Genomic DNA, 20,033 nt, shown 5'->3' on the forward strand with positions numbered 1-20,033 from the left:
TCGAGCGGCCGAACCAGAATTCGAGGACATCCTGTGCCCGAATATTCACCGCAGGCTCAGTCATAACCGAATGCCTGCGCCAGGGCGACCACCTCCACGGCGAAGGGACGGGCGTCGGCGCGCCAGGGCGGCGGTTCGCTCAGCGGCGGAACTTCCTCGAGATCCTGAATGAAACGAGGGCGTTCCAGGACTTCCGGCTCGGCGCCAAAGGGGGCGTTGTCCGGGCCGAATCCCGCATAGTCGCTGCTCTCGGGATGCTGCATCGCCTCGATCTCGGCCTCGTCCGTGGACCAGCCGAGCCAGTCACACAGATTCGCCAGGGTCTGCTGCGTATCGATGCGCAGGTCTTCGAGGCGCAGCAGGTGATAGCGCTGCTCGCCCATCGCTGCCAGCCCCTGCAGATTGGCCTGTACACGTAGCCAGGCCAGTTGCGGGTCCACCCGTGAAACACCGCCGAAATGGTCCTTCCAGTCCGGGGCGATGAACAGGCGACCGGCCAGGGCCTCGATGGCGGCGTCCCCGTGCGCGCGCGGATGGCGCACCAGGTGAATGTATCGGGCTTGCGGATGCCGTTCCAGCAGCGCGTCCAGCTCCTGCGGGCGCCAGCCGGCCGAGGTGTCCGGCAGTACGGGGTGTAGGGGTGCCACTTTCTGCAGTAGTTCCCGCGTCAGAGTGGCCACCGGAATCTGGCCGCGCGATTCCAGCCACTGGCGCGCCTGCTCGACCGTGTTCCGCGTCTGGCCGCCGAACTGCAGTTGTGCGACCAGCCGCAGCAAGCCGTCCTCCAGCCGCGATTCCGACCGGCGGAACGTGGACAGCAGATCGCCGAGCCGGTCGGTCATGAACAGGTTCAGTTCCGGTAGCGCATAGGCCTGGGTATGCATGCCCAGCATGGCGGCGACGCGCGCTGCGCCACAGTGCGGCATCGCCAGTATGACGACCGGATCAGGCATCGGCTTCGGGCGGGCTGCCGAGGAAGATTTCGGTGCCGCCGCGCGGATTGTGCACATACTGCCACCGACCCTCGCGCTGAATCGCGACCTTGGGTCCGAACACATTGGCCGAGCCCACGAACAGACCGTATGGCGTGGACGCCATGTTGCGCACGCCCCAGTTGTACTTGTTGCCGAAACCGGATCGGGTGACGCAGTCCCAGCGGACTCCGTCGGGACTGCGCCACAGGTTGAAGCCGCCGTAGCGACTGTTCAGTTCTTCCTTGCCCCAGCGCCGCATCATCACCAGCACTTCGTCGGGCCAGCCGTTGATCGGCAGGTAGGGCAGCATGTTGGCCCAGCACAGCGTGCCAGCGTAAAGATGGCCGTCGTGCGCCATCAGCCGCCACAGATAGCCGTTGAACAGGTTGTCGAAACCGGGAGAGTAGCCGGACAGCGGCACCTTGGCGCCATCCGGCGTGAGCCTCGATGACCCCATGCAAAGATCCCAGCTATCGTCCGGCCAGAGACGGATCAATTCGCAGGACGCGGGGCCGATTTGAAAGGCCCGGTGATAGCCGCCATTGGCGATTCCGGTGCCGATGTAGAGCGCTCCACGGAATTCGTACATGGATGCGCCGACTTCGTTGTACGGGCCGCGCCAGGCGCCGCGATCGATGACCTTGCGCCAATGATAGGGTGGTCCGCCTTCGCCATCGGTCTTCCATATCTGCATGCCGGTCGGGTTGACCGTCGCGGCGTAGAGATGGCCGTTGAACTCGGCCATCTCGAAAACCGTGACGTTGCCACGCTGGCCGAAACCCTCCGGTCCGGCCGCCGTCCACTGTGCGCTGTGGACATCGTCGGTACAGTAGATCGTGGCTTCCGAGCCGACGACTTCCTGAGCCTGCCCGCTCGCGCTTCTGGAACCCGTTGGCGAGGTGTGGACCCGGCCCTTGAACACCTGCAGGCTGCGGAAGCTGCGAACCGAGGCGTCCCAGGGCGGACGCGGCATCGATTCGAAGTCGCTGCCGTTCTCGCAACGCAGGATGTCCGGTGGCTCGGCCATCGCCGGCGCCCAGGTCGAGACATACAGGCAAGGCTTGCTGTCGCCCTTGCCCCGGAACACCGTCATTCCGCGAAAGCCGACGTAGCGCGGCACCTCGCGATTGTTGCTGCCCGGTACCCAGGCCGCCTGGTAAACGCGCACCCATTGGTCCAGGGGTGGATCGTAGCGCCAGATCTCGGCGCGCCGGTCCAGGTCGTAAAGATCGTCCGGGCACTCGACGGGCCACGGCACGAGATTCGGCAGCGGCTTGACCGATTTAATCATTGCGAAGGTGCCGCGCGTGGTACCGACGTAGAGCCTGTCTTCGAACCACGCCATCGAATGGGCGTAGTTGTTCAGTCCGTCGCCGAAGCCGCTTTCGTTGGTCAGCCAGAAGTCGTCTTCTGAGAGACCATAGCCAGAGGTGCCACGATGCGGGCCGATTACGGCAGCCACGACCACACTTCGATCAACAGGAAGCGGACAATCGCCCGCGTGAACACGTAGGCCGAGGGGTACCAGCCACTATAGATCTTGGCCTGGCCGGTCATTTCCGGGCGCAGGCGATGGTCCGGATCGTCCAGAGTCATCAGCACGCGTACAACCTTGCCGTATTCGCCCTGTTCGGCGTTCGGCGCAATGGCCGTGACCGTGCCCTTGAACGTGGTGCCCGGAAAGGCCCAGACCTTGACCTCGGCCGAGGTGTCGGTCTCGATCGAACCGACCGAGGATTCCGGCAATCTCACCTCGGCCATCAGTGTGCCGGTCTCCTCGATGGTCGCGATCAAACCGCCCACTTCATAGTACTGACCAATCGCGAACATCAATTCGTCCGACACCACGGTGCCCGCGATCGGTGCGCGGATGCGGGTGTACTCAAGCTGCAGCCGGGCGTATTCGAGCTGCGCCTTCTCGGCCTCGATCTCCGCTTCGAGCGCGGTGATCGATTCCTCGCGCGTCGGCGCCTTGACCAATGTCAGGTTGCTCTGGGCCTCCGCCAGCTCTTCCTGCTGCACGTCGGCCGTGCCCTTGGCGCGCTCGTAGTCCTGGATCGCTACGGCCCTGCGCTGGTAGGCGGAGTTCATGCGCCGCTCTTCGGCATCGGCGAAGTTCGCACGCACGCGCGCGGTCTTGACGTGCTGCTCGGCGAGCGCGATTTCCTCGCCGCGCGCGCCGAGGTGTGCCAATGCCAGCTCGGCTTCGAGCCGCTTGAGCTTGGCCTCGGAGGTCGCGACCAGTGCCTTCTGCGCGGCATCGCTGAGACGCGCGATTTCCTGGCCTTTGTCGACATGCACACCTTCGGACACGAACACTTCGCGTACGTCGCCGGCGATCAGCGCCCGCGTGTCGGCACGGTCCTTCGGCAGGATGACGAGCGAGCCGCTGGGCTCGTACGGATACGGAATCAGCCCCACCACGATCACGATGCCGATGACGATCCATCCGGTCCTGGATGGCAGGAATTTACTCAGTTTCATTGATCCGATCCGTCCCCGTCCCGACCGGTTGCGTCGGTATTGCTCAAAAAAGACATATGCCATGACCCCAAGGAAAATCAATACACCGGTGCCGCCGAACAGGCGTTCCAGCCAAGCCGCTGGATATATCACCAAAAGTGTCAGTACGGCCGCCCAATACAGCACAACGGTCGCCAGATAGAGGATTAGAGGTGCGCGCGCGACTTTGGGCCGGTCATCCCACGGCTTGCCGTAGCCGAGCAGCGCGGCGCGTGCGCGGTCGCGCAGGTCAGGCATACCGAGTCGGTGGGCCAGCAGGTAGTAGCCTTCGTGGCTCGCCAATGGATTGGCACGGAACAGCAGCGAGATCATTGAGATACCGGCCAAACCCAGCATCACCGTTGGCAGGGCGCTGGGGTGTCGGCGCAGAATCAGCCAGCCGTAGATCGCCACCACGAACACCACCAGGCTGGCATTGAGCGCGCTGCCGATGATGCGCACGCGCGCCCGTGTCGGGGCCCGTTCGGCCGGGCCTTCGGTGTCGCAGTACAGCTGCGGCAGGAAGCCCCAGCGAAAATTGAGACCGAAGCGGGGTGTCTCATGGGTACTGCGCCGCACCGCGTGGGCTCGGGCGCTCTGGCCCAGCACGTTGACCACAGTGCTGCAGAATAGGCCGAGGATCAGCAGCCGGAACGGGCCCAGCAATGGCAACGCGTCCAGCGTGGCTTCGTTTCGGTGGCTCCAGAACGCGAACAGCGCGATCACCGCCAGCACCCACATGATCCAGCGCAGTGTCGGATGGGTCAGTGTGAGGTTCACGGCCGCGCCGATCGGCATCCACGGTCTGGGATCGAGTTCGATCTTCAGCGGATTGGCCGCGCCGCGCACGCCGATTAGACCGGAGATCGCGCCCGGCCCACCGGGTGAAGCCAAAGAGCCGGCAGCGGTGGACGGCGGGAAGCCGGACGGTGCGCTGGCGCCGCCGCCGTGCGCCCAGGCGGCTTCCGCATCGGTCTGTGGTGGCACCGGCAGTGGTTCGCGGCGCCCCGATTTGAGCAGTCCGGCTTCGGCCAGGCGCAGCGCCAGCCACTCCATTGCAGCTTCGTCGGCGCGGCCATTGCTCGCATCGACCCGAGCCGCGGCATTGCGCTGTCCGTCAAACAGCTGTGCCAGCGCGAACTCCGAAGCATTCAGACGCAGTTCGGCGCCAGCTTCGTTGCGCAGCACCACGAGTTCGTGTTTTCCCTTGAGCTTGCGCTCGACGCCGGCCGCCGCGAGACGGCGAAACGGCGGACGCGGCCGGCGGTCCGGCTTGGCGGTGTCGGAGCTCATGCGCCGGACGATCAGCGCAGCATGCTGTTGATCTCGTCGAGATCGGCGGCGGTCAGTTTGCCTGCGGCCTGCTTGAGTTCGAGTGTCGACAGCAGATAGGCGTAGCGGGCCAGGGCGAAGTCTCGCTGCGCGGCGTAGCGCTCACGAACCGCGTTCAGCAGTTCAGCCTGCGTGCGCGTGCCCACGTCGAAACCGACCTGGGCCGCTTCCTCGGCGGCGATCGCGGATTGCACGGCGTTTTCGAGCGCATGGGAACGGGCCAGCGCGGAGCGGGCATTGAGGAATCCGCTGCGCGTGCTCTGGAGCGCTTGCGCGCGCGCATTTTCCAGCAGCGCCTGCTCGCTTTTCCACAACTTGTCGGCGTAACGAATGCCGGTGGAGATTTGTCCGCCGCTGTAGATCGGCAGGGTCACGCTGACGCCGATGCGCTCGTCGAGGTCCTCACGGGCGCCGGAGATGCTGCCGTCCTGGTCGAAGAAGGCATACGTGCCAAGCAGATCGATTTGCGGCAAGCGTTTGGAACGTGCCTTATCGTATTCCAGCCCGGCGATGTGAGCGACCAGGGTCTGCTCGAGCAGCGGCAGATTGTGCTGCATCGCGCGATCGATCCAGTTCTCGACACGGTCGTATTCCAGCGCCGGCAGCGGGACATCGGCCGGAAGCGTTTCGACGTCGGCGAACAGACGGCCCGAAACCAGTTCGATCTGCGTTCTGGCGATCTCGACCTCGTTCTCGGCGGAGATCTCCTGTGCCAGGACCAGATCCTGGCGCGATTGCGCCGCCTTGAGGTCGGCGTCTGCGACCATGCCGGAATCGAAACGGCCCTGCATCTGGTCGAGCTGACGTCCCACGGCCTCTTTTTCGGCACGTACCGAAATCAGCGTCTCCTGGGCACCCAGGAGCGCGAAATAGGCCTTGGCGACGCCAACCTGCAGTTCGTCCTTGGCTGTGGCGAGCGCAAGCCGCGCCTGGCCGATCTGGCTGTCGGCCTTCTTCAGGTCAATGAACTGATCCATCCTGAAAATCGTCTGTGACAGCGCCGCACCGTAGAGATAGCGCTCGAAATTGTCACTGCTGTTGATGGCCGGGAAGCCGTAGTAGGTGCCGTCCACTTCCTGGCGAATCCAGTCGTAGTCTGCCTGCACGCCAAGCTGTGGCAGGAGCTTGCCACGAGCGGCCGGCCGCGCTTCCAGCGCTGCGTTGTATTGCATCACCGCGGAACGGTAGGCGGCATTGTTCTCGATCGCGTTGACGTAGACCGTCACCAGATCCGCAGCTTGCGACTGTGCGTTCGAGACACCACAAAGTAGCAAGGCACCCAACACGCAGGTGCGGCGCATCGTGTGCCGCAGCCTCATGACCCCCATACGACCGGCTCCTTCCGCTTTCTATGAATGAATCCGCGCCCCGCCACGGATGTTGCCGCATCATACCGTCATGCGGGACCACTGATCATGACGATTTGCGTCGTCTTGCAGCTGCGCGCAGCAGATAATCGCGCGTCAGCGGCAGGTCGACCGGCGGCTTGGCCAGCTGGGCGTGAAACACCACCAGATCACCCCAGCGGAAACTCGCTTCGGACGCCTGCAGGTAGAAGCGCCACATGCGACAGAAGGCCTCGTCGAAGTGTTCGGACCAGCGCCGCTGTTCGCGCTGGAATCGCGTGTGCCAGACGGCCAGCGTCTTCGCATAGTGCTGTCGCCAGACTTCGAAGTCGCTCAATACCAAGCCGGTCGGTTCGATGGCCGCGATCATTTCGGACGCGGCCGGAATCGCCCCGCCGGGAAAGATGTACTTCTGGATCCAGCGGTTGGTTCCGCCGGGCGGTGTGGAGCGTCCGATGGTATGGACCAGCGCATGACCGCCCGGTCGCAGCAGTTCATGAATGCGCCGGAAATAGGTTCCGTAGTTGGGTCGGCCGACATGCTCGAACATGCCGACGCTGACGATGGCGTCGAAGCTGCCCAGCGTCTTGCGGTAATCCTCCAGCCGGAACTCGACCTGCCCTTTGAGCCCGCGTTCGGTCGCGCGCCGGCGCGCCACACGCAGCTGTTCCTCGGCCAACGTGATGCCGGTGATCTGGGCGCCATGGTGCTCCGCCAGATACAGCGCCATGCTGCCGAATCCGCAACCGATATCGAGCACGCGTGCACCCGGCTGCAGCCTGAGCTTGCGTGCGATGATTTCGCATTTGGCCTGTTGTGCCTGCTCCAGCGTGAAACTGTCCTTGGCGAAGTAGGCGCAGGAATAGTGCAGATCCTCGTCGAGAAAGCTCGCGTAGAAGTCCGGTTGCAGGTCGTAGTGGTGATGGATATTGCGCTGCGCGCTGCGCACGTCGTTGAACTCGTGCAGGCGCGAGCGCAGGCCTTTGAGCCGCCGGCTGATGGGACGTGATTCCCAATGCCCGGTGATGCGCAGGCCGGCGCCGAGCACCGCCAGCAGATCGTCGTCTGCGGGCTCCCAGCGTCCGTCGACGTACGCTTCACCGAAGCGCAGACCGGGATTGCGCAGCATCCAGCGCAGCGCGTCGGAATCCTTCAGCCAGACGCTGGCCTTGGGCTCGCCATAGCCAAGATGCCAGCGCTTTCCTTCGGGAGCGACGAACTCAAGCTGCGCGTTCTGCAGACCGCGCCCCAATAGATCAAGCAGTGCTTGCATGCATTGAGTATAGCGTCAAGCTTTGTGCAGGCAATGTCTGCGTAGAGCGGCTCGGGCAGATTCAGGCTGGCAACCCGCGTCTTCGGCAAGGTGGCGGCTGGTTTCTCCCAACATCATGGGCCGCGCGCGGCGGGGGGCTCGTCAGCGGATAGCTCGATGCCCAGGTTCAATTCCACCCAGATGGATAGCGGATCGTTGCGGAAAGCGTCGAAGTCGGCCCAGATATCCTGCTCGCGTGTAATGGCAGCCGGTAGTTCAGAGCGGATGGCGTTGACGATCACCGCGTCCTCGCGCAGCGCCATGCGCTCTACGTCGAAGCCCGAGCGCAAAACCCGCGACGATGGACACGACATACGCGTAACTGGACGCCGATCAGTGCCGTGACGCTCCATCCCGAACGTCCCACCGCCGCAGCCCGCCAGCGTGCTTCGGCGCCGGCGATCAACACTCAAATCGCTGCCTGATTCAGGCGACAACTATCTTGACACGCACCGCAGTCTCGACCAGCAGGTTTGACCGACTTGAGCTTGGCGTCAGTGAGTGGATTCTCGGGCATCGTTGGACTCCACTGCGGGGAAGTACCCTCACGGTTGAACACGAGTACCCTCGACGCAGCCCGCGAAATTTTCAGACCCCGATGAACAATAAGGAACGCTCAGTAGACCGTATTGTTCATCAAGCCATTGATTTCAAAAGAATCGCACAGTCCACCGAGCGCTACTGAACGATCCTGAGATCAGAAAAAACCGTCAGACGTTGAAGCGGAAGTGCATCACATCGCCTTCCTGCACGAGGTATTCCTTGCCTTCGAGCCGCCACTTGCCGGCTTCGCGCGCGCCGGACTCGCCCTTGTACTGGATGTAGTCGTCGTAACCGATGACCTCGGCGCGAATGAAGCCGCGTTCGAAATCGGTGTGGATCACGCCGGCTGCCTGCGGGGCGGTGGAGCCGGCGCGTACGGTCCAGGCGCGCACTTCCTTTTCGCCGGCGGTGAAATAGGTCATCAGGCCGAGCAGGCTGTAGGCGCCGCGGATCACGCGATTGAGTCCCGGTTCTTCCAGACCGAGATCGGCCAGGAACATTTCCTTGTCTTCTTCGTCCAGCAGGGCCAGTTCGGCTTCGATGCCGGCGCACACAGGGACGACTTCAGCATTGTCGGCGGCGGCAAAGGCCCGAACCCGGTCGACCAATTGGTTGCCGTTCTTGAGCCCGTCTTCGTCGACGTTGGCGATGTACAGCGCCGGCTTGGCGGTGATCAGATGCAGTTCGCGGATCGCCAGCTTTTCTTCGGCGTCCAGCTCCAGGCTGCGCACCGGCTTGCCCTGGTCGAGCTGGGCGAAGACCTTCTGCAGCACGGTCTGGCGGGCAACGGCCGCCTTGTCGCCGGACTTGGTCTGGCGCGCGGTCCGCTCCAGGGCCTTGGAGACGGTGTCCATGTCAGCAAGCGCGAGTTCGGTGTTGATCACCTCGATGTCGCGCAGCGGGTCGACCGAGCCGGATACGTGAATCACATCGTCATTGACGAAGCAGCGTGCGACCTGGACGATGGCATCGGTTTCGCGGATGTGCGCGAGAAACTGATTGCCGAGACCCTCACCCTTGGAGGCGCCGGCGACGAGGCCGGCGATATCCACGAACTCCACCGTGGTCGGCAGGATCTTCTGCGGTTTGACGATCTCGGCCAGCGCATCAAGGCGCGGATCGGGTACGCCGACCACGCCGACGTTCGGGTCGATCGTGCAGAACGGATAGTTCTCAGCCGCGATCTGGGCCTTGGTCAAGGCGTTGAACAGGGTGGACTTGCCGACGTTCGGCAGGCCGACGATGCCGCATTTGATGCCCATGGCGTGAATCCGCGAGAGGGGTGGAAGGTCTGGAAATCGTGCAGCTCGGGCGCGGGGCCGGGGCGGCACGGGGCGCGCATTTTCTCACATGCGCCTGGGCTGTGCGGAGCAATGTCGCGGTCTCAGGTGCCGCGCCGGTGCAGTCCCTGGGTGGCACGATCCCAGCCGCCGTCGTAGAGCACACGCATGGCCGCAACGCTGTCTTCGATCGCATCCTCGATGGCGCGTGCGTCGGCGGCGATCGGCTTGCCGAGCACGTAGTCGAGCACCATGTCCTTGTGTCCGGGGTGGCCGATACCGATGCGCAGGCGGGCATAGTCGGGGCCGAGGCAGCGGTGCAGGTCGCGCAGACCGTTGTGTCCACCATGCCCGCCACCGCGCTTGAGGCGCACGGTGCCGGCCGGCAGATCGAGTTCGTCATGCGCAACCAGAACCTGTTGCGGCGCCAGCTTGTAAAACGCGGCCAATGCCTGAACCGCGAGCCCGCTGCGGTTCATGAAGGTATCCGGCTTGATCACCCACAGGCGATTGCCGGCGATGTCGAGTTGCGCGACTTCGCCGTGATAGCGCGATTCGGAACGGAACTGGCCGCCGAAGACGGCGGCCAGTCGGTCCGCAAACCAGAATCCGGCGTTGTGCCGGGTCTGCGCATAGCCGGCCCCGGGGTTGCCGAGACCGGCGATCAGCCGGATATCCGAAGACACGCCGGAATCAGCTGGCCTCGCCTTCTTCACCGCCTTCGGCGGGATCGCCCGCGTCATCGGCGGCGCTGATGCGCGGCAGGTGGATGGCGGCCACGGCGGCATCGTTGCCGTGCTTGAGTTCAACCAGTTCCACACCTTCGGGCAGCGTCAGCTCGGACATGTGGACCGATTCGCCCACGTTGAGCTGGGTCACGTCGATCTCGATGAATTCCGGCAGGTTCTGTGGCAGGCATTCGACTTCGATTTCGTTGACCAGATGCTCAAGCAGACCGCCACCGGTCTTGACGCCCACTGCAATCTCGGCACCCTTGAAGTGAACCGGCACGTGCATGCGGATCGTCTGGTCGTTGCGCACGCGCAGGAAGTCAGCGTGCATGATGATCGGCTTGGCGGGGTGACGCTGCAGATCCTTGAGGACCGCCTGCTCTTCCTTGTCGCCGACCTTGATGGTCAGGACGTGTGAGTAAAAGGCTTCGGTCTCGAGGTGCTTGGCAAGCTCACGATGCTCGACGGACAGCTGTTGTACGCTGAGATCGCCACCATAGATGATGGCCGGGACACGGCCTGCGCGACGCAGGCGGCGGCTCGCACTCGTGCCCTGCGCGTCGCGAACTTCGGCGTTCACGATGAAATTTTCTGACATGGAAAAACTCCTGTTGGATAGTGCCCGCGGCCGCGACCAGCCACGGGGGCGCGGGATTCTACACGAATCGCGGACTTTGCTTGGATTGCGGTGCCTTCCCGATCAGGCCGGGCGCCGTTGTCCCTGGAGGCTGGAGGATGCCGATATGAGCGGCGCCATCGAGTGGTTCGTAGCCGCGCTCACGGTCGAACAGCGCGTTCAGCGGTTCGCCGACCTCGGCCGGGTCGAAGCCCTGGCGCTTGAGATCGACCTTGCGGTACTTGAAGGTGGATGTGACTTCCTGTTCCGTGCGCAGACGGATGAACAGTGGCACGGCGTACTTGGGCAGGCGCGCGAACTCGGCATAGGTCCATGCGCGGTCCTCGAAACGCAGGAACGGCCGCTGCGGCTGGGAACGGGCGAGGGATGCCAGCCTCGCGCCCACCGACCGGTGCTGGTCGCGGCTCAGCGTGGCGAGATTCCTGGCACCGCGCCGCAGTTGCGGCCATTCCGGCAGGATGCGCAGGCTCTGCCGCGCCAGGGCGCCGAAGGTGACCGGCGTCGAATCACTCATCTTGACTGTGCCTTTTGGAAGATTGGCGGGATCGCGATCAGGATGGGGATCGGCGCCGAGCATGGACGGCGGCGGCCGGGCGCGGCAAGCTTGCACCATACGCGACGGTATTGACGCCGTCCCGCGAGTCAATCACGGACCACCGATGCTGAGAACCCTGAAGCTGTGGGCGCGACCACGGCGCGTGCACATGCCGGTCGGCGGCACATCCGAACTGCGGATGCGGGTCTGGCCGCAGGAGATCGATCTCAACCTGCACATGAACAACGGCCGCTACTTCAGGGTGGCCGATCTCGGCCGGCTCGACTGGTGGCTGGAGACCGGTGTGTGGTGGCCAGCGATCCGGCGTGGCTGGCGGCCGGTGGCCGGCGGCGCGGACGCTCGCTTTCTCAAATCCCTGCAACCGTTCCAGGCGTACCGCTTGCAGACGCGGATGCTGGGCTGGAACGACAAATGGTTCTTCGCCGAGCATCGCTTCGTGTGCAAGGGGCAGGTCTGGGCGGTGATCAATGTGCGCTACCTGTTCGTGGCCAAGGGGCCGCGACCCACGCCGGCCGAGGTGCTGGCCCTGGTCGGGCACACCGAGCCATCGCCAGCGCTGCCGGACTGGATACAGCTCTGGGACGATGCCCAGACGCGCCTGACCCGCAGCATCCGCTCGCGTTGAGCCCATTCCTGCCAAAATGACCCAGGTGTTCCATGACCCAGGCTGAAACCCTTCCCTATCCGCGTTTGCTCGCGCCGCTCGATCTCGGCCACACCACGCTGCGCAACCGCGTGATCATGGGATCGATGCACAGCGGGCTCGAAAGCTCGCGGGATTTTTCGAAGCTGGCGGCCTTCTACGCCGAGCGTGCGGCCGGTGGCGTGGGCCTGATCGTCACCGGCGGCTTCTCGCCGAACGTGGCGGGCTGGGTCTATCCATTCAGCGGCATGCTGGCCACGCCTTCGGCGGCGCGCCGTCATCACAAGATCACCGGGGCGGTGCATGCCGAAGGCGGCAAGATCGCCCTGCAGATTCTGCACGCCGGGCGTTATGCGCATCACCCGTTCGCGGTGAGTGCCGCGCGTCTGCGCTCGCCGATCTCGCGCTTCACGCCGCACGCATTGTCGTCACGCGGCGTGGAACGCCAGATCGCGGCCTTCGTGCGCTGCGCGAAATATGCCCGCGAAGCGGGTTATGACGGCGTGGAGGTGATGGGTTCGGAAGGTTATCTGATCAATCAGTTCCTGGCCGAGCACACCAATCCGCGCACCGACGAATGGGGCGGAGCCTTCGAAAACCGCATGCGCTTTCCGGTGGAGATCGTGCGCCGTATCCGGGAAGCGGTGGGGCCGGACTTCATCATCATCTACCGTTTGTCACTGATCGATCTGGTTCCGGACGGTCAGAGCTGGGAGCAGGTGGTGATGCTGGCCCAGGCGATCGAGGCGGCGGGCGCCAGCATCATCAACAGCGGCATCGGCTGGCACGAGGCCCGAGTGCCGACGATCGCCACCAGCGTGCCGCGCGCCGCGTTTGTCTGGGTCACGCAGAAGCTTCGTGAACACGTGGCGATTCCGATCTGCGCGGCCAACCGCATCAATACGCCCGAGGTCGCGGAGCAGGTGCTGGCCGACGGGATCGATCTGGTGTCGATGGCGCGGCCGCTGCTCGCGGACGCGGCCTTCGTCAACAAGAGTGCGGCCGGGCAGCCACGGGACATCAACACCTGTATTGCCTGCAATCAGGCCTGCCTGGATCATGTGTTCAAGGCCAAGCGGATTTCCTGTCTGGTGAATCCGCGCGCCGGCCATGAAACCGAACTGGTTTATGCGCCGACGGCGCAGGCCAGGCGCATCGCCGTGGTCGGGGCCGGTCCGGCCGGCCTGGCCTGTGCCACGGTGCTGGCGGAACGTGGGCATCAGGTCGATCTGTTCGAGTCCGCGTCCGAGATCGGCGGGCAGTTCAACATGGCCAAGCGCATACCGGGCAAGGAAGAGTTCCATGAAACCTTGCGCTACTTTAAGCGGCGCATCGTCGCCACCGATGTTCGCCTGCATTTGCAGCACCGCGTCAGCGTCGAGGAACTGGTCGGCGGCAATTTCGACGATGTGGTGCTGGCCAGCGGCGTGACGCCCCGCGAGGTGCATCTGCCGGGCGCCGAGTCGTTGCCGCCCGGTCGCGTCGTGTCCTATCTGGATGTGCTGTCGAAGAACGCGCCGGTGGGGCCGCGCGCGGCCATCATCGGCGCCGGTGGCATTGGTTTCGACATGGCGGAGTTCCTGGTCGACGAAGGGCATTCGCCGGCCTTGGACCCCGAGGCCTGGCGGCGCGAATGGGGTGTGATGGATCCGGCACAGGCGGTCGGTGGCGTGGTCGCACCGAACCCCGGTGCGCCGGCGCGGCAGGTGTTTCTGCTGCAACGCAAGACCGGCAAGGCGGGCGGCGGGCTGGGCAAGACCACCGGCTGGATACATCGCGCCTCGATCAAGATGAAGCGTGTCGAAACCATCGTTGGCGTCAACTACGAGAAGGTCGACGAGGACGGCCTGTGGATCAGCTTCGGCGAAAGCCGCGAGGGCCTGAAGCGCCTGGACGTGGATACCGTGGTGATCTGCGCAGGGCAGGAGCCACTGCGCGAACTGGAGACGCCGCTGATGCAGGCCGGCATCAAGCTGCATCGCATCGGCGGGGCCGATGTCGCCGCCGAACTCGACGCCAAGCGTGCGATCGATCAGGGCAGCCGGCTCGCCGCGCGCTTGTGAGGCTTACGTGTCGCCGTGGCGTTGCTCAGGCGCGCGGATCGAAGTCCTTGAAGCGTTCGGCCATGTCCCGATAGAACTGTTTTTGTTCGTCGAGTTCGGCCGGCGGCAATACCACCGACAGCGTCACGATCTGGTCGCCGGCCGGCGTGCCGGGCAGGCCTCGTCCCTTGAGGCGCAGCTTGCGCCCGTTCTGGGCGTTGGCGGGAATCTTGAGTTGCACACTGCCGCCCAGCGTGGGCACAGGCACGCTCTGACCCAGGGCCGCTTCCCAGGGCGCGATCGGTACGGTGACGTGGATGTCTCGTCCCTGTGCACTGAACTGCGGATCGGCCCTGAAGTCGATTTCAAGCAGCAGGTCGCCGCCGCGCAGACCCTGGCCATTCAGGCGGATCGTCTGGCCGGCGGTCACGCCCTTGGGTATCCGCACCGACAAGGTCTTGCCGTTGACGCCGATGCTCTTCTGCGCGCCGTTGAACGAATCTTCCAGCTGAATCTGGACCTTGGCGCGTTGATCCTCACGGCCGGCGAAGCCACCGCCGAAGTCCTCGAAACTGCGTGAACCGCCGAAGCCGGCGCCGCCGCCCATGCCGCCGCCCATGCCGCCGCCGAACAGGTCCGAGAAGAAGTCCGAGAATCCGCCCATGTCTTCAGGCCGGGCGCGGCCGGCACCGCCGCCGAAATTGGGTTGCCAGCCTGGCGGGGGCGTGAAGTTCTGGCCGGCCTTCCAGTTTGGACCGAGCTGATCGTAGGCGCGACGTTTCTTGTCATCCGACAGGACTTCGTAGGCTTCGCTGACTTCCTTGAACCGGTTTTCGGCGCCGGCGGCCTTGTTCTTGTCAGGGTGGAATTCGCCCGCGAGCTTTCGATAGGCACGCTTGATCTCGCCGGCTGGCGCGCCGCGTTCCACGCCGAGAATCTTGTAGTAATCCTTGTACTCCACAGACACGCTCTCCAAAAAAAGCGGGGCGCTTCACGCGCCCCGCTTAATCACACCATCTTCCCTTGCTCAGGCGCTGACCGCAATCCGGCGGGGCTGGGAGGCGGCGCGCTTGGGAATGCCGATCTCCAGCACACCGTTCCGGCCGTTGGCGGTGACGCCTTCGGCGTCGGCCGTGTCCGGCAAGGTGAATCGGCGGTGGAAGCGGCCCGATGCACGTTCCATGCGGCGACGTTCCGCGCCTTCGGGTTTCTCAGCTTCGGCGCGCGAGCCGGCAATCGTCAGTACACCCTTCTCAAGGGTCACTTCGATGCTGGTCGGGTCCACGCCGGGCACGTCGATGTACAGCGCAAAACGGTCGGCATATTCCTCGATGTCGACCGGCGGAACCCAGTCGGCGGTGGCGCCACTGGTGTCGTTGGTGGCGGCACGGTCAAACATTTTGTTCACTTCCTGCCACAGGTCACGGTGCAGGGACCAGGGTTCATATCGTGCGACGTTCATGGCTGTTGCCTCCAATTGATGCTGCCAATCGAAGCAGCGGTTGATTACGTCACAGAAGATGGGGCTGAGGGCATCTTTTTCAAGAGCCGGCGTGCCGGTCTGGCTGGCGCTTGTCGCTATACTTGCGCCCCTTTTTTGTTTTTGCCCGCCCCGCCGTGACTACTGACGCCCCGCGCAGGTCCGAAGCCGCCGATTGGCGCATTGATTCGTGGCAGTCGCGTGTCGCCACGCAGCAGCCGAACTATCCGGATGCCTCCGCCCTCCAGGCGACGCTGGGCAAGCTGAGCCGGCTGCCGCCGCTGGTCACGTCCTGGGAAGTCGACGCCCTGCGCACGCATCTCGCCGATGCCCAGGCCGGGCGCGCCTTCGTGCTGCAGGGCGGCGACTGCGCCGAGTCCTTCGCCGATTGCACGCCGGACATCATCACCAACCGTCTCAAGGTCTTGCTGCAGATGTCCCTGGTGCTGGTGCATGGACTGTCGACGCGTGTGGTTCGACTGGGACGATTCGCCGGCCAGTACGCCAAGCCGCGCTCGGCCGATCTGGAAACCCGCGACGGCGTCACCTTGCCGTCCTATCGCGGCGATCTGGTCAACGCGCCCGAGTTCACGCCGGAAGCACGCATACCTGATCCGCGGCGACTGATCGAAGGTCACGCCAATTCGGCGATGACGATCAACTTCGTGCGCGGTCTGGTCGACGGCGGCTTTGCCGACCTGCACCACCCGGAATACTGGAACCTGTCGTGGATGCCGCATTCGCCGCTGGCCAAGGCCTATCGCGAACGCGTGGAGTCCATCGGCCGTTCGCTGCGCTTCATGGAGACCCTGGCCGGACAGGAGATTCACGAATTCAATCGGGTGGATTTCTACACTTCACACGAGGCGCTGCTGCTCTACTACGAACAGGCGCAGACCCGGCTGGTGCCGCGCAAGCCGGGCCATTACAACCTGTCCACGCATTTTCCCTGGATCGGACTGCGTACCGCCGATCTGGACGGTGCGCATGTCGAATACATGCGCGGCATCCGCAACCCCGTGGGCGTCAAGGTCGGCCCGGGCGTGTCGCCGGACGGGTTGCGCGCGCTGTGCGATCGCCTCGATCCGACGCACGAACCGGGTCGACTCACGCTGATCAGCCGCATGGGTTCCGACAAGATCGCCGAAGGCCTGCCACCGCTGATCGAGGCGGTGCGCGATCGCCCGGTGCTGTGGATGGCCGACCCCATGCACGGCAACACGATCTCAACCGGAAACGGTCTCAAGACGCGTCCGTTCGAGCGCATACAGGCCGAGTTGCTGTCGGCCTTCGAGGTGCATCAGGCGCACGGCTCGCGTCTCGGCGGTGTGCATCTGGAGCTGACCGGAGAAGACGTGACCGAATGCACCGGCGGTGCTCGGCAGTTATCGGAAACCGATCTGGAACGCGCCTACCGCTCGAATGTCGATCCACGGCTCAACTACGAACAGGCCCTGGAAATGGCGCTGACGATCGTGGACCGCTGCGGTACCTGAGTCAGGTGCTGCGCCGCCACCCGAGCACGATCATCACCACGCCGGACAGCACGCAGCCGATCGCGATCCATTCGTTCGGCAGGATCACTTCGCCAGCGAAGCTCACGCCCAACAGCACTGCAACCACCGGATTGACGTAAGCGTAGCTGGTGGTCAGTGCCGGCGCCACATTCTGCATCAGATAGACGTAGGCGCTGTAGGCGACGAGGCTGCCGAACACCGTCAGATAGGCAAGCGCGAGCAAGGCCTGCGGCGACACGTCCAGGCGCCAGCTTTCGCCGCGTGCGGCGCTGCCGATGAAGAACAGCAGGCCGGCGCACAGCATCTGGCAGGCGCTGTTCATCAGTCCGCCCGGCAGCGCCAGGCGACGGGAATAGACCGTACCGAAGGCCCAGCTCACCGAGGCAAACATCAGCAGGCCGGCCGATACCGGATTGGCGGCGAAGTCGCCGCCCAGGTTGAGCAGCACGATGCCGCCGAAGCCCAGCGCCAGCCCGATCCATTGAAACCGACCGGGCCATTCGCCCCCCAGGCCGGCGATCAGGCTGGCCCACAGCGGCACGGTGGCCACCGCCGTGGCGGCCAGGCCGGAGCCCACGGACTGCTGTGCCAGCACCACCCCGCCATTGCCGAAGCACAGCATCAGCAGGCCGATCAAGGCAGTGCCGGCCCATTGTCGGGCGCTCGGAGCGGGACGGCCGCGCAGGCGCAGCACCGTGTAGAGAATCGCGCCGGCGATCGAAAAGCGCAGGCCCGGGAAAAACAGGGGCGGAAAGCCTTGCAGCGCGAAGTGGATCGCGAGATAGGTCGAGCCCCAGACGAAGTAGACGGTCGCCATCGCCAGGATGGCGGTGGCGCTCGGCTCATTGCGGCGCGACGGTGCCTGCGTGCTCATGGATGAGGCTCTGCGCGGCGGAAAGGCGGCGCATTGTAGCGGAGCCTTGTATACGGCCCGCAGCTACGCGCGCCGAGCGGCGCTCGGGAATTTCTACACCGCTTGTTGCGTCCGCGCGTGGTCGCCGTAGCCGAAATGACCGGCCGTTTCGCCGGTGAGCCGGGCGACGGTCTGCATGTCCTCGTCCGCCAGCGGCGTGGCCGAGGACGAGGGCCGCAGGCGCGCCGCGGCGCTCTCCAGCAGCTTGCTGCCGGGATCGAGCCGGCAGTGCGAAAACAGTTTGCCCAGGGTTTCGCGCGGCGCTGCGCAGAGGTCCTCGTGACGGACCACGATGCAGGCCTCACGCAGGGCCGGTGAGGCGTCCAGCCGTTGTGCGATGAAGCGGTGTACGTCGTCCCACAGACGCGCCAGACCTTCGACCTCACGCCCTTCGACCCAGGCCTGCAGGATGGACGCGGCCTGTGAGCCTTCACCGATGTTGACGGGGCGGCGATCAAGCCCGAATTCGTAGTGACCGACACGCTGCATGTAGCGCAGGGCGCGCGGGTCTTCGCGGTGCAGTTTGCAGAAGCGTGTGTGCTGACTTTTGAGCGAGGCGATATGCGCTGCCGGCTCGCGCACCGGAATCACGAAGCGCGCGTCCGGAAACAGCCTGAGCAGGTATTCCAGGCGCGTGATGTTGTAGTTGCCCTTGGCCAGATAGCGTGAACCTCGACGCAGCCACAGCATCTTGCGCAGATGGTTGCGGTAGAAGTGCTCGAACTTCGGTGCCTCGGTGCTGGCATCCAGCACATTGCTGCGCAGCGCGCTGTGCAGCTCCGGGAAGAAGGCCATCCACACCGGTTCTTCCACCGCCTCGGGGCTGTCCGGCGAGACCTCGATGCCGTCGCCATGGGCACGCTCGATCTTCTGCTCCTGTCCGCTGCGCGAGCGGTCGAGAAACCAGTTCCAGAAGAACGGCGTCAGCACCAGCGGGAAGTCCTTGTAGGCGTGCGTCGCACACTGTTCGTGTTCGGCCAGGATTTCCAGAAGGATGGTGCTGCCGGAGCGGGCCAGTCCGCTGACGTAGATCGGCGCCTCGGCCTTGATGCCGGAAATCCTGTCGTCGAGTACCGAGCTTTCGAGATTGCCCATGCGCACCCAGAAACCCGGGTGCTGGTTGACCGATTTTCCGAGCCAGTCGACCCAGCCCGGAACTTCGAATTCGGATGTCCTGCCGGCTTCGCTCATGCGATCGCCCTCGCGTGTTTTATTCGATGCGGAAGCCGAGCTTGAGCCCGAGCGCGCCGATGGTGACCGCCAGGATGAAGCTGAACTCCCAGCCGCGCAGCCAGCCCGGACCGAAGCCGAGGTAGTGCCTTTCCGGCAATTCGATCTCGACGGCATCCACGGCCAGATCCTCTGGCAGATAGCCGGCCGGATTACCGATCAGGGCATTCCACCAGGCACGTTTGTGCAGCACCGGCACGGGCTTGTCCATGGCATGGTCTTCCAGCGTGCTGCCGGATTCGTCGGTGATCAGGACATGGGCCGTCTTGTCCGAACCCGGCACCGAGGCCCATTGCGCGCTGTAGCCCTGTTGCGGGTGCGTGCGGGTTTCGACGGTGGCGCCGGGCGCCGGCCACGAATAGCCGTAGGCCGTGCTCATCCAGGCCAGCAGGCACAGCACCGGTGCCATCGCGATCACGGCCGGTATCACCACGATGCCGGCCTGCTTGAACGCGAGCCCGAGCATGCGCCGCATCATCGGCGTGGCTTCGGAGAATTCGCCGTCGAAGCTGTTCAGCGCCCGCTGCGCTTCGGCCAGCTCGCGTTTGGTCGCGGAAATACGCTTCTGCGGAGACAGCAACCAGTACAGTCCCATCGAGGCGACACCGCCGACCACGCCCCAGATCCAGAGTCGGAGCGTGGCCGGAACGGCACCACTGCTGGCGCCATCGATCCAGTAGAACAGCGGTGCCGGCAGGTCGAGAAGGCCCATGCTCACCGGCTTACGGCGCCTGTTTGTCGTTGGTGGCGCTGTTGTCCTTGCCGTTGTTGGCGGCCGCCTTGCGCTGCTTGAGCATCTTGCGCACCGGCCACATCACGATGAACGCCACGGCCGCGAAGATCGCGGCGACCAACGCCCACAGGGCGCTGAGCAGGCTCAGGCCGGCGCCGGGGCCGACGTAGGCCTGGGCCGGAACGGCAACCACGGCGAGGGCCAGGGCCAGCGGGGCGAGTTGGGCGACACGACGGCTCAGGTTCGGATTTTGGGCTTTCAT

19 protein-coding genes are annotated in these 20,033 nt (G+C 64.7%); 3 read left to right on the forward strand and 16 right to left on the reverse strand.

The genetic code is table 11. From position 1 onward, the window contains the following. Positions 1-56: 56 nt before the first annotated feature. The 10 genes from RM530_RS09440 to RM530_RS18980 form a co-directional block, all read right to left on the reverse strand. The gene (locus RM530_RS09440; protein WP_311364976.1) at positions 57-953 is read right to left on the reverse strand and encodes a sulfotransferase; all 897 of its coding nucleotides are present in this window, start codon (positions 951-953) and stop codon (positions 57-59) included. Then, a complete protein-coding gene (locus RM530_RS09445; RefSeq protein WP_311364977.1) occupies positions 946-2,436 on the reverse strand; it encodes a hypothetical protein in 1,491 nt (496 codons plus the stop codon). Before RM530_RS09445 ends, RM530_RS09440 begins: the two co-directional genes overlap by 8 nt. Further along, complete coding sequence (locus tag RM530_RS09450; RefSeq protein WP_311364978.1) at positions 2,424-4,769, reverse strand: HlyD family secretion protein; 2,346 nt, start codon at positions 4,767-4,769, stop codon at positions 2,424-2,426. The genes RM530_RS09445 and RM530_RS09450 overlap by 13 nt, the downstream gene beginning before the upstream one ends. 11 nt (positions 4,770-4,780) lie before the next feature. Next, positions 4,781-6,136: a TolC family outer membrane protein gene (locus tag RM530_RS09455; RefSeq protein WP_311364979.1), complete on the reverse strand. Its 1,356-nt coding sequence runs from the start codon at positions 6,134-6,136 to the stop codon at positions 4,781-4,783. 85 nt (positions 6,137-6,221) lie between these two features. Beyond that, entirely contained in the window at positions 6,222-7,427 is a 1,206-nt protein-coding gene (locus RM530_RS09460; RefSeq protein ID WP_311364980.1) for a class I SAM-dependent methyltransferase, read from the reverse strand. A 113-nt stretch (positions 7,428-7,540) separates the two neighbouring features. Then, entirely contained in the window at positions 7,541-7,729 is a 189-nt protein-coding gene (locus tag RM530_RS09465; protein WP_311364981.1) for a hypothetical protein, read from the reverse strand. Positions 7,730-8,176: 447 nt separating this feature from the next. Then, positions 8,177-9,271, reverse strand: coding sequence for a redox-regulated ATPase YchF (gene ychF / locus RM530_RS09475; RefSeq protein WP_311364982.1), 1,095 nt, complete (start codon positions 9,269-9,271; stop codon positions 8,177-8,179). 122 nt (positions 9,272-9,393) lie between these two features. Beyond that, the gene (gene pth / locus RM530_RS09480) at positions 9,394-9,975 is read right to left on the reverse strand and encodes an aminoacyl-tRNA hydrolase (RefSeq protein ID WP_311364983.1); all 582 of its coding nucleotides are present in this window, start codon (positions 9,973-9,975) and stop codon (positions 9,394-9,396) included. Positions 9,976-9,982: 7 nt separating this feature from the next. Next, the gene (locus RM530_RS09485; RefSeq protein WP_311364984.1) at positions 9,983-10,618 is read right to left on the reverse strand and encodes a 50S ribosomal protein L25/general stress protein Ctc; all 636 of its coding nucleotides are present in this window, start codon (positions 10,616-10,618) and stop codon (positions 9,983-9,985) included. A gap of 58 nt (positions 10,619-10,676) precedes the next feature. Further along, positions 10,677-11,171, reverse strand: a complete 495-nt coding sequence (locus RM530_RS18980; RefSeq protein WP_311364985.1) for a hypothetical protein — start codon at positions 11,169-11,171, stop codon at positions 10,677-10,679. A gap of 145 nt (positions 11,172-11,316) precedes the next feature. Here RM530_RS18980 and RM530_RS09495 point away from each other — a divergent pair, with 145 nt between their 5' ends. After that, complete coding sequence (locus RM530_RS09495; RefSeq protein WP_311364986.1) at positions 11,317-11,838, forward strand: thioesterase family protein; 522 nt, start codon at positions 11,317-11,319, stop codon at positions 11,836-11,838. Between the two features lie 32 nt (positions 11,839-11,870). After that, positions 11,871-13,919, forward strand: coding sequence for an oxidoreductase (locus RM530_RS09500; protein ID WP_311364987.1), 2,049 nt, complete (start codon positions 11,871-11,873; stop codon positions 13,917-13,919). A 25-nt stretch (positions 13,920-13,944) separates the two neighbouring features. Here the strand turns inward: RM530_RS09500 and RM530_RS09505 are convergent, their stop codons facing one another. Both RM530_RS09505 and RM530_RS09510 read right to left on the reverse strand, forming a co-directional pair. Continuing rightward, entirely contained in the window at positions 13,945-14,859 is a 915-nt protein-coding gene (locus tag RM530_RS09505) for a DnaJ C-terminal domain-containing protein (RefSeq protein ID WP_311364988.1), read from the reverse strand. A 66-nt stretch (positions 14,860-14,925) separates the two neighbouring features. Beyond that, positions 14,926-15,360 (reverse strand): Hsp20/alpha crystallin family protein, encoded by a 435-nt coding sequence (locus RM530_RS09510; protein WP_311364989.1) that lies wholly within the window; start codon positions 15,358-15,360, stop codon positions 14,926-14,928. A gap of 155 nt (positions 15,361-15,515) precedes the next feature. Between RM530_RS09510 and RM530_RS09515 the strand changes: the two genes are divergently transcribed. Beyond that, the gene (locus tag RM530_RS09515; RefSeq protein ID WP_311364990.1) at positions 15,516-16,874 is read left to right on the forward strand and encodes a class II 3-deoxy-7-phosphoheptulonate synthase; all 1,359 of its coding nucleotides are present in this window, start codon (positions 15,516-15,518) and stop codon (positions 16,872-16,874) included. 1 nt (position 16,875) lies between these two features. Here RM530_RS09515 and yedA read toward each other — a convergent pair whose 3' ends face one another. The 4 genes from yedA to RM530_RS09535 all read right to left on the reverse strand — a co-directional run bounded on the left by yedA (position 16,876) and on the right by RM530_RS09535 (position 20,033). Beyond that, a complete protein-coding gene (gene yedA, locus RM530_RS09520; RefSeq protein ID WP_311364991.1) occupies positions 16,876-17,769 on the reverse strand; it encodes a drug/metabolite exporter YedA in 894 nt (297 codons plus the stop codon). 93 nt (positions 17,770-17,862) lie between these two features. Continuing rightward, complete coding sequence (locus RM530_RS09525) at positions 17,863-18,999, reverse strand: sulfotransferase family protein (RefSeq protein ID WP_311364992.1); 1,137 nt, start codon at positions 18,997-18,999, stop codon at positions 17,863-17,865. Between the two features lie 19 nt (positions 19,000-19,018). Beyond that, positions 19,019-19,756, reverse strand: coding sequence for a hypothetical protein (locus RM530_RS09530; RefSeq protein ID WP_311364993.1), 738 nt, complete (start codon positions 19,754-19,756; stop codon positions 19,019-19,021). Positions 19,757-19,760: 4 nt separating this feature from the next. Further along, positions 19,761-20,033 carry a hypothetical protein gene (locus tag RM530_RS09535; protein ID WP_311364994.1) on the reverse strand — a complete coding sequence of 91 codons (273 nt, stop codon included), beginning with the start codon at positions 20,031-20,033 and terminating at the stop codon, positions 19,761-19,763.

Source organism: Banduia mediterranea (assembly GCF_031846245.1).
GTDB classification, from domain to species: domain Bacteria; phylum Pseudomonadota; class Gammaproteobacteria; order Nevskiales; family Nevskiaceae; genus Banduia; species Banduia mediterranea.

Excerpts from the sequence above, each read along its gene's own strand:
- RM530_RS09495 (WP_311364986.1), top strand. The coding sequence starts at position 11,317 with ATGCTGAGAACCCTGAAGCTGTGGGCGCGACCACGGCGCGTGCACATG.
- RM530_RS09535 (WP_311364994.1), bottom strand. The coding sequence starts at position 20,033 with ATGAAAGCCCAAAATCCGAACCTGAGCCGTCGTGTCGCCCAACTCGCC.
- RM530_RS09485 (WP_311364984.1), bottom strand. The coding sequence starts at position 10,618 with ATGTCAGAAAATTTCATCGTGAACGCCGAAGTTCGCGACGCGCAGGGC.
- RM530_RS09465 (WP_311364981.1), bottom strand. The coding sequence starts at position 7,729 with ATGGCGCTGCGCGAGGACGCGGTGATCGTCAACGCCATCCGCTCTGAA.
- RM530_RS09460 (WP_311364980.1), bottom strand. The coding sequence starts at position 7,427 with ATGCAAGCACTGCTTGATCTATTGGGGCGCGGTCTGCAGAACGCGCAG.
- yedA (WP_311364991.1), bottom strand. The coding sequence starts at position 17,769 with ATGAGCACGCAGGCACCGTCGCGCCGCAATGAGCCGAGCGCCACCGCC.
- RM530_RS09510 (WP_311364989.1), bottom strand. The coding sequence starts at position 15,360 with ATGAACGTCGCACGATATGAACCCTGGTCCCTGCACCGTGACCTGTGG.
- ychF (WP_311364982.1), bottom strand. The coding sequence starts at position 9,271 with ATGGGCATCAAATGCGGCATCGTCGGCCTGCCGAACGTCGGCAAGTCC.
- RM530_RS18980 (WP_311364985.1), bottom strand. The coding sequence starts at position 11,171 with ATGAGTGATTCGACGCCGGTCACCTTCGGCGCCCTGGCGCGGCAGAGC.
- RM530_RS09500 (WP_311364987.1), top strand. The coding sequence starts at position 11,871 with ATGACCCAGGCTGAAACCCTTCCCTATCCGCGTTTGCTCGCGCCGCTC.
- RM530_RS09450 (WP_311364978.1), bottom strand. The coding sequence starts at position 4,769 with ATGAGCTCCGACACCGCCAAGCCGGACCGCCGGCCGCGTCCGCCGTTT.
- RM530_RS09455 (WP_311364979.1), bottom strand. The coding sequence starts at position 6,136 with ATGGGGGTCATGAGGCTGCGGCACACGATGCGCCGCACCTGCGTGTTG.
- RM530_RS09440 (WP_311364976.1), bottom strand. The coding sequence starts at position 953 with ATGCCTGATCCGGTCGTCATACTGGCGATGCCGCACTGTGGCGCAGCG.
- RM530_RS09525 (WP_311364992.1), bottom strand. The coding sequence starts at position 18,999 with ATGAGCGAAGCCGGCAGGACATCCGAATTCGAAGTTCCGGGCTGGGTC.